Origin of the sequence: Longimicrobium sp. (genome assembly GCF_036280135.1) — a bacterium.
GTDB lineage: Bacteria > Gemmatimonadota > Gemmatimonadetes > Longimicrobiales > Longimicrobiaceae > Longimicrobium.
Genome location: NZ_DASURI010000537.1, coordinates 1 through 13,642, shown reverse-complemented (window position 1 = coordinate 13,642; position 13,642 = coordinate 1). Strand labels below are relative to the sequence as shown.

General features: G+C 70.8%; 12 protein-coding genes. 7 read left to right on the top strand and 5 right to left on the bottom strand.

The features are described from left to right. The first annotated feature begins 303 nt into the window (after positions 1 to 303). The 7 genes from VFZ20_RS17295 (at position 304) to VFZ20_RS17265 (ending at position 8,357) form a co-directional block, all read left to right on the top strand. On the top strand, positions 304 to 1,746 hold the full coding sequence (locus tag VFZ20_RS17295) for a class II fructose-bisphosphate aldolase (RefSeq protein ID WP_329685167.1): 1,443 nt from the start codon (positions 304 to 306) through the stop codon (positions 1,744 to 1,746). Positions 1,747 to 2,177: 431 nt separating this feature from the next. Next, positions 2,178 to 3,869, top strand: a complete 1,692-nt coding sequence (locus tag VFZ20_RS17290) for a two-component system sensor histidine kinase NtrB (RefSeq protein WP_329685166.1) — start codon at positions 2,178 to 2,180, stop codon at positions 3,867 to 3,869. Positions 3,870 to 4,312: 443 nt separating this feature from the next. Continuing rightward, a complete protein-coding gene (locus VFZ20_RS17285; protein ID WP_329685165.1) occupies positions 4,313 to 5,680 on the top strand; it encodes a sigma-54 dependent transcriptional regulator in 1,368 nt (455 codons plus the stop codon). A 263-nt stretch (positions 5,681 to 5,943) separates the two neighbouring features. Beyond that, complete coding sequence (locus tag VFZ20_RS17280) at positions 5,944 to 6,513, top strand: hypothetical protein (RefSeq protein ID WP_329685164.1); 570 nt, start codon at positions 5,944 to 5,946, stop codon at positions 6,511 to 6,513. A 120-nt stretch (positions 6,514 to 6,633) separates the two neighbouring features. Continuing rightward, entirely contained in the window at positions 6,634 to 7,020 is a 387-nt protein-coding gene (locus VFZ20_RS17275; RefSeq protein ID WP_329685163.1) for a hypothetical protein, read from the top strand. Positions 7,021 to 7,197: 177 nt separating this feature from the next. Continuing rightward, complete coding sequence (locus tag VFZ20_RS17270) at positions 7,198 to 7,386, top strand: hypothetical protein (protein WP_329685162.1); 189 nt, start codon at positions 7,198 to 7,200, stop codon at positions 7,384 to 7,386. A 488-nt stretch (positions 7,387 to 7,874) separates the two neighbouring features. After that, entirely contained in the window at positions 7,875 to 8,357 is a 483-nt protein-coding gene (locus VFZ20_RS17265; protein ID WP_329685161.1) for a type II toxin-antitoxin system VapC family toxin, read from the top strand. Between the two features lie 78 nt (positions 8,358 to 8,435). Here the strand turns inward: VFZ20_RS17265 and VFZ20_RS17260 are convergent, their stop codons facing one another. The 5 genes from VFZ20_RS17260 to VFZ20_RS17240 all read right to left on the bottom strand — a co-directional run. Then, positions 8,436 to 9,002, bottom strand: coding sequence for a hypothetical protein (locus VFZ20_RS17260; RefSeq protein WP_329685160.1), 567 nt, complete (start codon positions 9,000 to 9,002; stop codon positions 8,436 to 8,438). Then, positions 8,999 to 9,793 (bottom strand): nucleotidyltransferase family protein, encoded by a 795-nt coding sequence (locus tag VFZ20_RS17255; RefSeq protein ID WP_329685168.1) that lies wholly within the window; start codon positions 9,791 to 9,793, stop codon positions 8,999 to 9,001. Before VFZ20_RS17255 ends, VFZ20_RS17260 begins: the two co-directional genes overlap by 4 nt. A gap of 14 nt (positions 9,794 to 9,807) precedes the next feature. Further along, a complete protein-coding gene (locus VFZ20_RS17250; RefSeq protein ID WP_329685159.1) occupies positions 9,808 to 11,310 on the bottom strand; it encodes a RapZ C-terminal domain-containing protein in 1,503 nt (500 codons plus the stop codon). Between the two features lie 110 nt (positions 11,311 to 11,420). Continuing rightward, the gene (locus VFZ20_RS17245) at positions 11,421 to 12,986 is read right to left on the bottom strand and encodes an NAD(P)/FAD-dependent oxidoreductase (RefSeq protein WP_329685158.1); all 1,566 of its coding nucleotides are present in this window, start codon (positions 12,984 to 12,986) and stop codon (positions 11,421 to 11,423) included. Further along, a partial coding sequence (locus VFZ20_RS17240; protein WP_329685157.1) for a DsbA family protein occupies positions 12,983 to 13,642 on the bottom strand: 660 nt, incomplete at its 5' end. The genes VFZ20_RS17245 and VFZ20_RS17240, both read right to left, overlap by 4 nt.

Here is a 13,642-nt window from a genome sequence, read left to right as displayed (position 1 = left end):
AAGTGCCAAGTGCCAAGTGCGAAGAGAACTGCTTTTCACACGGCACTTCGTGAACGGCACTGCGTGAACGGAGAACTGCGGAAACGGATGGAAGCCGTTTCCGCAGTTCACGAAGTGCCGTGTGCGTCATCCTTTGTCTCTTCCTTGGCACTTGGCACTTGGCACTTGGCACTTGGAACTCTCCGTCAACCTCGCCCGAATCTTGCCTTGCAGCCGCGCCGCGGACACATTCCCGCCCGCCGCGGCCCTTGCCCCGGCGAGATCGCTTGCATCCCGAACATCCTGGTCCATCCAGAGGAGATCATGGCAAATCCCGTCGCGACCGCCGCGGACGGGCTGGAGATCCTCTCCCGCCCGTCCGTCCGCGCCGAGAACGGCACCGTCCAGCTGGTGAGCGCCGACGCGCTGCGTTCCAGCGGCATCGACCGCCTGGTGCGCGCCGCCGTCTTTGGCGACGACGCCGACGTGCGCGACACGGCCCGCTGGCTGGTGCTGCACGCCGCCCGCGCCGTGGGCATCGCCCCCGCGTCCATCCACGAGCTGTACATGGCCCGCGGCCGCGGCGAAGTGCACGGCTTTACCGTTCCCGCCATCAACGTCCGCGCGGCGGCGTACGACACGGGCCGCGCCCTGTTCGCCGCCGCGCGCGAGCTCAAGGTGGGCGCGCTCATCTGCGAGATCGCCCGCTCCGAGATCGGCTACACGGACCAGCGGCCCATCGAGTACGTGACGGTGATGATGGCCGCCGCCATCAAGGAAGGCTGGACGGGTCCCCTGTTCGTGCAGGGCGACCACTTCCAGGTCAACGCGAAGAAGTACAAGGCCGATGCCGAGGCGGAGCTGCGCGCCGTCAAGGACATCATCCGCGAGGGCCTGCACGCCGGCTTCTACAACATCGACATCGACACCAGCACGCTGGTGGACCTGGAGCAGGACGGGCTGGACGCCCAGCAGCACCTCAACTACACGCTCAGCGCCGAGCTCACGGCGTACGTGCGCAAGTACGAGCCGGCGGGCGTGACCGTGAGCATCGGCGGCGAGATCGGCGAGGTGGGCACGGAGAACAGCACCCCCGAGGAGCTGCGCGCCTACATGGACGGCTACCGCCGCGCCCTGGCCCAGGTGTCGGAGCGCGTGGGCAAGCCCGTGCCCGGGCAGAGCAAGATTAGCGTGCAGAGCGGCACCACGCACGGCGGCACGGTGCTTCCCGACGGCTCCATCGCCGACGTGGCCATCGACTTCGAGACGCTGCGCAGCCTGTCGGAGATCTCGCGCGACGAGTACGGCCTGAGCGGCGCCGTGCAGCACGGTGCCAGCACGCTGCCGCAGAACGCGTTCGGCAAGTTCCCCGAGGTGGAGACGGCCGAGATCCACCTGGCCACCAACTTCCAGAACATCGCCTACGACAACCTCCCGGGCGAGCTGCGCGAGCGGATGTACGAGCACTGCCGCCAGAACTTCCAGGACGAGCGCAAGTCGGGCGACACCGAGGAGCAGTTCATCTACAAGGCCCGCAAGAAGGCCCTGGGCGCGTTCAAGCGCGACCTGTGGGAGCTGCCCGAGGGTGATCGCGAGCGGCTGCGCGCGGCGCTCAACGAGCAGTTCACGTTCCTCTTCCGCCAGCTGCGGGTGGAGAACACGATGGAGATCGCCCAGCGCTACGTGCCGCTCCCCGAGACGGACAAGGCCACCCCCGCCGACATGCGGATGAAGGCCGCCGCCGACGACTGGGACCTGTCGGACTGAACGGCAGTGCGAAAGTGCGGGAGTGCGAAAGTAGGATGACGAGGAGCCGGGATCGCGCGAGCGATTCCGGCTCCTCGGCGTTTCGGGGGATGATCTCCGCTGGAGAGGATGGAGCCTCGCTTGGCGAGGGCCCCCTCCCCCCTCCCCCGCTTCGCGGGGGAGGGGGGAGAACTTCATCGCGCGGGAAGGGTTGCCCCCGTGCAATCCGCTCGTGGAAGTCTACACCCTCTCCCGCGCAGTTTGCGGGAGAGGGTGCGAGCATAAGCGAGCGGGTGAGGGCCCCGGGGGAGGGCTCCCGCCTTGACCGCGCGGGGGCGGCGGTCCCACAATCCCCGTGTGCACCTACTCCATTCCGGCGCCGACGCTTACAGGACCTTCATGCCACGCACCCGTTTCGTTTGTCATCCTCGGCTTCACCGCGCCGGGTGCCCGTGGTGAACGTGAAGAACCGGTTCTCGGCGGGACGGCTGCCGGAGCAGCGCCAGATCCTCACGTGGGTGTACCTCATCCGCCTGTGCCTGGCCGGCGCCATCTTCGTGGCCGCCGCCCTGGCCTGGGCCAGCGCCGACGCGCGCACCACCTTCGCCGCTACCATGATCCTGGTGCTGGCGGCGGCGTTCACGGCCGGCTCGTTCTGGTACACGCACGTCACGCGGCACACGCCGGGGCGCGGCTACCTGTACTGGCAGGTGGTGTTCGACGGGCTCCTCGTCGCCATCGTGGTGCACCTCACGGGGGGGCGGGAGAGCGACTTCACGCCCCTGTTCGTCCTGGTCATCGTCGCGGCGGCCATCCTGCTGCCGTTCGTGGGCGGCATCCTCATCGGCGTGCTGGTGAGCCTGCTGTTCTTTGCCGACATCGTGTGGACGGCGGGGCACGTAGACGCCAGCGTGATCCTGCAGATTGCCCTCTTTACCCTCGTGGCGCTGGCCACGGGCTACCTGGGCGACCGGCTGCGGCAGACGGGCGCCGTGCTGGGCGAGGTGGAGACGGAGCTGCGCCTGCTGCGGCTGGACACGGACGACATCCTGGCCAGCATTGCCACGGGGCTCATCACCGTGGACGGCGAGGGACGGCTGGCGTTCATCAACCCCGCGGCCGCGGACCTGCTGCGCATTCGCGTGAGCGACTGGCTGGGCAAGCCGTTCCTGGCCAAGCTGGATGCCGTGGCGCCCGGCCTGGGCCGCGTGATCGCGCAGTCCGCCGGGACGCGCACGCCCGTCCGCCGCTTCGAGACGGACGAGACGGAGGCGGGGATGATCTTTGGCGTGAGCACCACCCTCATCCAGCGCGAGGGCGGGCCGCCGTCCGTGACGGCCATCTTCCAGGACATCACGGAGCGGATGCGGATGGACCAGCTGCACCGCCGTACGGAGCGCCTGGAGGCCGTGGCGGAGCTGAGCGCGTCGCTGGCGCACGAGATCAAGAACCCCCTGGCGTCCATCCGCAGCGCCACGGAGCAGCTCACGGGCGACGGCATCGACGCGGATGACCGGCAGGTGCTGGGCTCGCTCGTCGTCCGCGAGAGCGACCGGCTGAGCCGCCTGCTGACGGAGTTCATCGACTTCGCCCGGGTCAAGCTGCGCAGCACGGACCAAGTGGACGTGGCCCGGCTGGTGCGGCACGCCACGGACGTGGTCAAGGCGCACCCGCAGGCCGCGGACGTGCAGGTGTCGCTGGTGATGCACCCCGGCGCCGAGGGTGCGGCCGTGCACGGGGACGAGGACCTGCTGCACCGCGCCATCCTGAACCTGGCGCTCAACGCCGTGCAGTGGGCGGGGCAGGGCGGCCGGGCCGAGGTGGAGGTGGACGTGGTGGATACGGACCTGCTGGAGCCCGCCGCCGGCGCCGCGCGTGCCGTGCGGGTGCGCGTGAGCGACACGGGCCCGGGCGTGCCCGAGGAGCACCGGGAGCACGTGTTCGACCCGTTCTTCACGGAGCGCCCGGGGGGCACGGGCCTGGGCCTGGCGCTGGTGCAGCGCGCGGCCGACGCGCACGGCGGCGCCGTGTTCGTGGACCAGTCGCGGGGCGACGGGTGGGGCGCGACGTTCGCGTTCTACCTGCCGGCGAGCCCGGCGGGCCCTCACCCGGGCCCTCACCCGGGCCCTCACCCGCTCGCCTAGGCTCGCACCCTCTCCCGCAAACTGCGCGGGAGAGGGTATATACTTCGAACGGGCGCCCGGCGCGTCGCCGGCGCCGCGCGAAGCGCGGTTCTCCCCCTCCCCCGCGAAGCGGGGGCAGGGGGTCGGGGGGTGGGGGCCCTCGGTGGGCGGTAGAAGGGTCCCGCATCCGGCGGAAGACGGCGCTCCGCTCGGTTGCGTGAGGGATGCGCGCCCGGAGGGCCGAGACCCCGGAGCAGGACGGCACAGCCGTATCGTGCCGGCATGCGCAGGGGGCTCGGCGCCGTTGGCAACAGTTGTATCGTTGCCTACGGCGCGCGCAGCCCGGCCCGGAGCGCAGCGGAGGGACACGCCCAAAGCGGCCGTTGCAGTCGTCTCCTCCATCGCGCAGACTCAGACGTCGAAGTCGCGGCACCACACCACCACGCAAGCACGAAGGAACGGCCGTGAGCGAGCCGAAGATCCTGATCATCGACGACGAGACCGCCATCCTGGACACCCTGCGCATCCTCCTGAAGCGCGAAGGCTTCCAGGTGGAGACGGCCGTGGGCGGCCAAGCGGGCGTCGACAAGCTGTCCGAGGTGCGCCCGGACGTCGTGCTGAGCGACGTCCGCATGCCCAACGTGGGCGGGCTGGAGGTGCTGCTGGCGGCAAAGGAGGTGGATCGCGCCCTTCCTGTCATCCTCATGACGGCGCAGGCCTCCCTGCAGACGGCCATGCGCGCCGTGAACGAGGGCGCCTTCTACTACATCCAGAAGCCGTTCAGCAACGACGAGCTCGTGGCCATCTGCCGGCGGGCCGCCGAGTCGCGGCAGCTGCGCAAGGAGAACCAGGCGCTCAAGACGGAGATCCGCCGGCGCGACCGCGGCGACGTCACCCGCCCCATCGGCCGCAGCCGGCGGTTCACGGACGTCCTCAAGACGGCGGAGACCGTGGCGCCCAGCGATTCCACCGTCCTCATCACGGGCGAGTCGGGGACGGGCAAGGAGGTGCTGGCCAAGTTCATCCACACGGTCAGCGAGCGCGGAGACGGGCCGTTCGTCTCCATCAACTGCGGCGCGCTCCCCGAGAACCTGCTGGAGAGCGAGCTCTTTGGCCACGTGCGCGGCTCGTTCACGGGCGCCGTGCGCGACAAGCAGGGCCTGTTCGTGGCGGCCAAGGGGGGCACGTTCTTCCTGGACGAGGTGGGCGAGATGTCGGCCGCCACGCAGGTCAAGCTGCTGCGCGCCCTGCAGGAGCGCGAAGTGATCCCCGTGGGCGCAACGGAGCCCGTGCCCGTGGACGTGCGCATCATCGCCGCCACCAACCGCGACCTGGACGAGGAGATCCGGCGCGGCGGCTTTCGCAGCGACCTGTTCTACCGGCTGAACGTCATTACGCTGCAGCTGCCCCCCCTGCGCGAGCGCCCGGACGACGTGCCCATCCTGTGCGACTACTTCCTGGAGCGCTTTGCCCAGCAGCGCGGCCGCGCGGCACCGCGCCTGTCGCCCGACGTGCAGGGCGTGCTGCAGTCGTACGACTGGCCGGGGAACGTGCGCGAGCTGGAGAACGCGCTGGAGCGCGCCGCCGTGCTTACGGGCGACGGGGGCGAGATCCAGCTGGGCACGCTGCCGCCGCGCATCACGCAGCGCCAGGCGCAGCCGCTGGTCTCCGCGAACCTGCCGCCCAACCCCACGCTGGAGATCATCGAGCGGGCGTACATCCACTGGGTGCTGTACAGCGAGAACGGCAACAAGACGCGCGCGGCCGAGGTGCTGGGCATCGACCCCTCCACGCTGTACCGCAAGCTGCAGCGGTACGGGATGGAGCAGTAAGCGGGGCGGATGGGGTCCAGCCGAGGTGGATGGATCGCGCGCAAAGGCGGAATGTCTCTCGCGCGCGGAGGGCCCCCACCCCCCGACCCCCTGCCCCCGCTCCGCGGGGGAGGGGGAGACCTGCATCCGCGGACGTCCGCGCCGGTGCAGTCGACCGGTTCGAAGTTTATGCCCTCTCCCGCGCGGTTTGCGGGAGAGGGACGCGAGGAACGAGCGGGGTGAGGGCCCCGGCGCCAAGCCATCCGACTTTCCACCCCCGCGCAATGCTTCGCCGACGTACGCCGCCGCCCGTCCTGGAGATTGTCCCCGCGGGCGAGGTGGATGACGCGCTGCTGCACACGCTTGGCGACGACGTGCGGGCCGCGCTCGGCCTGCAATGGCGGATGGGCGAGCGGACGCCGCTGCGCGACGAGTGGATGGACCCGCGGACGGGACTTTACCGCTCCGTGCACCTGATGCACGCGCTGATCGGCAGCGCCGGCGCGGAGAAGCGCGGCCAAGCCCCCCGCTGGCGGCTGGCAATAGCCGACGCCGGCTTTTGCGCCGCCGAGGCCGGGCCCATCTTTGGCGAGGCCGAGGTGGAGGGGTGCTGCGCGGCCGTGGGGGTGGCGCCGCTGCGGGCCGGATCCGGCGCGGACGCCGACGTCCTGCGGGCGCGCGTGCTCACGGTGGCGCTTCATGAGCTGGGACATTTGGCGGGCGCGGCGCACTGCGGGCGCGCATCGTGCGTCATGTATCCATCCCGACACATTGCCGACACCGACCACCGGGGAGCGCGCTTTTGTCCCGTGTGCGTGGACGCGTTGAAAACGCTCGGGATACGAAAGACTTGACGCTCTCGCGGCATGGAGCCTAACTTGACGCAACATTCGGTTCCGCCCCTATCGCGCCACCTGTCTTCAAGTCGTTTGCCGATCACGCAGAACCCGGCCCCGCGCCCCGGAGGTCCACCGATGGGCTCCGCAACGCCGCGCTCGCTTCGCCGTGCCTACGTGGACTGGGTGGAGGAGCAGATCGAGGAGTTCAAGGAACGAATCCCTCGCAGCCAGCTCCTCGCCATGGCCGACGAGGTGGTGACCGAGCTGCGCATGGATGGCGGCGGTCAGTACCAGCTGACCGAGATCCTGCTGTGCAACGCGATGGACCGGCGCATCTTCCGGATGCTCAAGCTGCCGGGCTACCGCGCGTGGTGCGCGCAGCACACGGCCCGGCCGGAGGTGATCTCGTTTCCCCTCCCGGACCGCTTTGTCTCCGCGCCCGTCGTGACGCCGGCGCCGCGCGCCGTCATGGTCGCGGCGGAGCACGACGAAACGCGCGAGCCCCTGGCCTGTGTCGGATGAGTGACATCGCCGTGACGATTTGACACGCATTCGTGTGCCCGCCGTGAACGGCCGCCTGCGCAAGTGATTGCGGGGCGGCCGTTTGCGTTTGATGGCACGGTCGGTACGGTGCGTGCACAGGGTCCGTCGAACCGCGCTGTTCCGCGCGGGCGTCTGGTCTCTGCGAAGGACTGCCCCATGATGAACGACGACATCGATGCCGGCGCCATGCCGGCTGACCGTGATCCTGCCGTGGGTATCGTAGTGCACGACAACACGCCGGCGCCGCGCCGTCCGCGCAGCATCGCGTTCGTGTGGGGCGGCGAGGATGCCCCCGCACCGTCGCTGCCGTTCGGCCGGTGGAAGCCCGGCGCCCGCGCGGCCTGAACCACGCCGCGGCGGGACCCCTTCGGGAATAGACAGCGGGTGAGCTGAACACGGCTCACCCGCTTTTCCGTGCCCGAAGCCCATGGGGCATCCGGTGGCGGCTTCTCATACGATTGGGGCAGTCGGCGAGTCCAGGCTTGGTCCGGCGCACAGATTATGACAGCCCAACTGCTTTGCAGGGCGCTACATGCGTGAACTTGTCCACGCGGTGGCGGCTCGGGATGGTGTACACAGTAGACGGAATCGGTTAGATTTGACGCAGGCAAATCACCCGCGAACGAGGTTGATGCAATGCGTCAAGCTGCGCTGGAACCCGATCCGCCTTCCGAGCACGCTCCCGACTTGCTGGCGTTCCAGCAGCGTGCGGCGGAGCAGAATTGGCCTGTCAGGCTGCCGTCCTTGAACCCCAATTGGGAACTTCCCGAGCCAGTCGATCTGAAGGGCTTGTCCCTCGGCGACATGGTCGTGCGGCTCCGGCGGGCAGAACCGTGAAGTACTGCTTCTTCGATACGTCCGCCTTCACCAAGCTGTACGCGGTGGAGCCCGGGATGAGGACGGTCCGTGACCTGCTGCGCAGCGCGAAAGCTCGGCCGGGATGGACGCGATTGGTTGTTTGCGACCTGACCCTGCCCGAGGCGTTCTCCGCGCTCACCCACATCCAGTCCGGGCGGGAGGCAGCTGCCAAGGGGCTCAGTGCCATTGCCCTTCAGCAGATTCTTCCGCGGATCCGCCTTCAATTCGGCGCGGATTCGCCGTTCATCGTGGTCCCTTCCACGGGCTGCATGGAATTGGCGGCAGACCTCGTGGAGCGACACCGGTTGCGCGGAGCCGACAGCGTGCAACTCGCTGCCGCTCTGCGGGCGAGCGCGATGGCTTCCGGAGACGACTCGTTCTTCTTCGTCAGCGATGACGTCGCCCAATGCCGCGCCGCTGATGCGGAAGGGCTGGAAGTACTGCGTTCGGCCGCATAAGGATCTGGTGTTCACGAGTAAAAGCCCGCCCAGGAGGATCCTGGGCGGGCTTTTGCGTTCGGGTTTTCGACTCGCCCGTCAGGCGGACGGGGGGAGGCGGCTGTACTCGGGGAGGACGGCGCAGGCCAGGGGCGGCGTGGCCGGGCCGGCGTTCTGGCCCTTGATGATGAGCGCGTGCTGACCGTTGAGCACCGTGCCCGGCGCCACCGGCACCGTGTCCACCAGCGCGCCGATGTTGCCCGCGCCCACGGGGATGGGGCCGAGCTGCGCCACCTCGGCGCCCGACTGCTCGCAGGTGCCCTGCACGATGGCGCCCTGCATCTGCCGGTTGGCGTCCGTGACGCCCCGCACGTTGAGCGAGATCTCCGTCTGCTCGCCGATGCCGCGCACGTTCACGCTGCCGTTGACGCCCGAGTTGTTCACGGGCGACAGGTTGCCCGCCGCCATCGTCTGCTCCGGGCGCGGGATGGGCGTCACGGGCACCGCGCCCTGCGGGTTGCCGTCCACCGTCGCCGCGCCCGGCTGCTCCACCTCCGGCGTGCTCCCCCCGGCCGAGGGCGCGCTCTGGTCGTCGTCCTGGCCGTCGCTCCCGCCACACGCGGCCAGCGCGCACAGCGCCAGCACCGCAGCCACCCGTCCCTTCATCGCGTCCTCCCCGTTGCGTCCTGGTCCGCGCCATCGTCGAGCCCGCCGGGGCGGGCAAGGAGCGGGCCAGCATCGGGTTTGTCGAAGGTATTGCGCGCCTGCTGGAGCTGCTCCGGCTTGCCGATGTCGATCCACGTGTGCCCGTCCACGCGGTACGGGCGGATGCGCTCTCCCGCGCCGGCCAGGCGCAGGTACGGGTCCAGGATGGAGAACGCGCCCCGCTCCGTCAGCAGCGCGAAGATGCGCGGCGAGAGGACGTGGATGCCCGCGAAGGGCAGCGCTCGCACCTCGCCCACGGGCGCGCGGACGCGCAGGTCCAGCCCCTTGCCCTCATCCGTGCGCCCCAGCAGCCCCGCATCGTCAAAGAGCAGCCGGCGCGTGGTGGGGCGGTCCAGCACGGCCAGGGTGGCCAGGGGATCGCCGTCTGCCCCGTGCGCCGCGTACATGTCGCCCAGCGGGACGTCGGAGAGGATGTCGGCGTTGTGGAGAAAGAACGGTGCGTCGCCGCGAAAGTGCGCGCGGGCGGCCAGCAGCGCGCCGCCCGTCTCCAGCGGGCCCGGGTCCTCGCGCGAGAACACGGCCTCGACGCCGAACCCGTCGCGCGCGCGGACGTAGTCCTCGATCTGCTGCGCCAGGTGCGCCGTGTTGATGATCAGCCGGTCGGCGCCGGCCGCGATCAGCCGGCGCGCCACGCGCTCGATGATGGGCACGCCGCCCACGTCCAGCAGCGCCTTGGGGGTGTGGTCCGTGAGCGGCCGCAGGCGGGTGCCCAGCCCGGCCGCCAGGATCATGGCGTCCACGCCGCTCACTCCGGCGCGGAGGCGGCGCCCGCGGCCGCGCCGGCGGCGGCCAGCTCCGCCTGCTCGCGCGCGGGCCAGCGGCCCTGCTCCCGGTGCGCGAGCACCACGTGGACGGACGGGTAGTGCTGGCGCAGGAACGCCGCCAGCCGCTCCGCGAAGTACACGGAACGGTGCTGCCCGCCCGTGCAGCCAAAGTGCACGGACAGCGAGCTGAACCCGCGGGTGAGCCACACGCCCACGTGGCTTTCCACCAGCCCGCGCACGCTCGTCCAGAACTCCTCCACCTCCGGCTGCTGCTCCAGGAAGTAGATCACCGGCTCGTCACAGCCGCACAGCGTGGTGTACTCGGCGTAGCGGCCGGGGTTGTGGATGGCGCGGCAGTCGAAGACGAAGCCGCCGCCGTGGCCGCCCTGGTCGTCCGGGTAGCCGCCCTTGAAGCTGAAGCTGCCCACGTGCACGGTGAGCCCGGGGAGCGTCTGTGCCGGCTTGCGGCGCAGGGACGCCGTCCCGCAGATGCGCTCGAAGACGGCCCGGAGCTCCGGCAGCTCCACGTTCACGAAGCCCGTCTCCAGGATGCGCTCCAGGTTGCGCACGGCCTGCGGCACGCTCTGCAGAAAGCGCGGCTTGCGCTCGTAGAAGCCGCGGTAGCCGTACGCCCCCATCGCCTGCATGATGCGCACGAGCACGTAGCCCCGGAAGTGCTGCCGGAACCGCTCGCGGTCCACGGGCAGGTACTGCTCCAGGTGGTCCAGGTAGTGCTCCAGCAGCTCCTCGCGCAGGGGCTCCGTGAGGCCCACCTTGGGGTCGTACAGCAGCGACGCCACGTCGTACTGCAGGGCGCCGCGCCGGCCGCCCTGGTAGTCGATGAACCACGGCTCGCCGTCGCGCAGCATGACGTTGCGGCTCTGGAAGTCGCGGTAGAGAAAGTGCCGCGTGTCGGCGCCCAGCAGGAACGTGGCGAAGCGGCGAAAGTCCTTCTCCAGGCGCGCCTCGTTGAACGGGATGTGCGCCAGCTTGAGAAAGTGGTACTTGAAGTAGTTCAGGTCCCACAGGATGGACTGCCGGTCGAACGCGGCGCGCGGGTACGCGTGGGCGTAGTCCACCCCCTTGCCCCCCTCCACCTGGAAGCGGGGAAGGATCTCCAGGATGCGCTGGTAGACGGGCACCATGGCCGCGGGAAAGTCCGCGCCCGGGTCTTCGCGCCGCGCCATGGTCACGGCGTCGAACAACGTGGTCTCACCCAGGTCCTCTTCCAGGTAGATGCCCGCCTTTTCGTCCACCCCGTAGATCTCGGGGACGGGCAGGCCGATGGAGCGGAACGACCGCGAGAACGAGAGGAACGCGCGGTTCTCGTCCGGGTCCGGGCCCGTGACGGCCACGGCCGTCTCCATGGCGTCACCCACCAGGCGGTGCATCTGCCGGCTGCTGCCGTCCCCCGCGATCTCCAGGATGCTCACGGGCGGCTTGCCGAAATGCTGCTTGAAGAGCCTGCGAAAGATCTTCTCCACGACGCGCCTTCTACGAGAGTACGGACCAGGGAAACGAAACCGGGGGCGCAAGATAACTCAGCAACGCCGGTGCCGTCAGATCTGCGATGGTGAACGACTCGCACACGCCCTCACGTTGCGGCGCCCGCGGACGGCCGCTGCGCCCGGGCCCTCCGGCCGGAGCCCAGCGCGTCCATCACCTCGCGGGCGGCGCGGATGCCGGAGTCCAGCGCCCCCTGCATCCACCCCGGCCGCGCGGAGGTCTGGTCCCCCGCGAAGTGGATGCGCCCCGCCGGCGCGGCCAGGTGGGGCAGAAAGGTGCGCAGCTGCCCCGGGCGAAACCACGCGTAGTCCCCGCGCGCCCACGGGTCCAGGTCCCACGCGTACACGGCCGCGCGCTCCACGGCCGCCTCCGCGCCCGGGACGATGCGCGCCACCTGCTCGCGCACCCGCCGCACGCACTCGTCCGCCGGCAGGCGGGCCAGGGCGCGCGCGTGGGCCCCCGTGACGAACGCCTCGATGACCTCGCGTCCTCCGGGCTGTCCCGCGCTGGCCTGCGCGGTCAGCCGGATGGGCAGGTCCGTGGCCACGGCGGTGCCCTCGTCCGGGTTCCACACGCGCTCGCGCATCTGCAGGTACACGCGCGTCACGGACGTTGCCGGCAGCTGCGTGACGGCGGCCCGCTGGGGCCCGGGGAGCTGCGGATCCATCCGCAGCCCCCGCAGCACCGTGAAGGGGATGGCGCAGATGACGTGCTCCGCCACGATCCGCCGCGTCCTGCCGTTCGCCCTGTACTCCACGCGCGGACGGTTGCGGCGCACCTCGATGGCCGTCACGGGCGCGTCGTACCGGACGGCGTCGCCCAGCCTGGCGGCCATGGCGGCGGGGAGCCGGTCCGTGCCGCCCTCCACGCGGTACGTGCCGCCGCCGCGGTTCACGGCCAGGTCGCGCAGCAGCGCCAGCGCGGAGATGGCGCCGATCCCGTCGCCCCACTCGTCCAGGTAGCCCAGCCGCATGAGCCCGATGGCGCCCGGTGAGGCGCCGCGCCGCAGCAGCAGCTGCTCCATGGTCATCCCGTCGAAGCGGAGGGCCGCGTCGCCGGGCCAGAGCGGGTGCTCCGGGTCGCCGATGGCGCTCACGACCGGGTCCAGGTACAGGCTGCGCAGCTCGCCGGGCGTGAGCGACGCTTCGCGCGGCTTGAGCGGCACGGGCCAGCGCGGCGTCTCGCCCGTACCCAGGCGGATCGATTGCCCCGCGACGAACACGCGGCTCGCCCGTCCCCGCCCATCCTCCGCCACCGGCTGCAGCGCCACGCCGTACTCGCGGGCGAAACGCTGGGTGGTGGCGTGGTCCCCGGGAACAAAGACGGCCCCCGCTTCCGCGTAGAGGCCGTCGTCGAAGGGATCACGCAGCGTGTGCACTCTCCCTCCCGGCCTGCCGCGCGCCTCCAGCACGCGCACCTCGACTCCTTCCCGCACCAGCTCCAGCGCGGCGGCGAGCCCCGCCAGCCCCGCGCCGATCACCACCACGCGCGTCCGCCCCTCGGCCGCGCGCCGCCGCTGGCCGGGCGGGGTGCACGCCGCGACCGCCATGGGCACGGCCAGTCCGATGAACTCGCGCCGCGTGATTCCGCCTCCCGCGGACGGCTCCGTCTTCGCGGCGGACGCGTCCGCGCGCGTGGGTGGTGGCGCGTTCATCGGTCCCTCCCGGTGATCCACTTCTCCAGCTCCGCCTCGGAAAGCGTGCCCGGGATGAGCGTGCCGTCGATGACGATCGTCGGCGTGACGTCGATCCCCGTCTTTCGCGCCAGGTCCGCGTCGCGCGCCACGCGGGCCATCAGCCGTTCGTCGCGCACGCACTGGTCGAAGGCCGCCGCGTCCGGCACGCCGGCCTCCGCCGCGAACCGCGCCCACGGCTTGACGCCGATGGAATCCTGCTGCGCGAACAGCCGGTCGTGGTACGGCTCGAAGCGTCCCTGTTCGCCGGCACACTCCGCGGCCAGGGCGGCGCGGCGCGCGTGCGGGTGCAGCTGGTCGATGGGCGCGTGCCGGTACAGCACGGACACGCGGTCCGGGTACTTGGCGCGCAGCTGGCGCAGCGTCCGGGAGAAGGTGGCGCAGAACGGACACTGGAAGTCCGAGAACTCCACGATCTGCACGGGCGCGCCGGCGGGTCCCATCCGCTGCCCCGCGGCGGCGATCTCCTCCCCGTTCTCCACCGGCCGCGGTTCGCTGTTCGGCTGCGCGGCGGCGGCGGGCGTGACGAAGAACTCCCGCCGTACGACGGCGGCGGTCACGATCAGGGCGCAGACCACCAGCAAACCGGTGGCGACGTCCGAAAAGCCGCTTCTCAT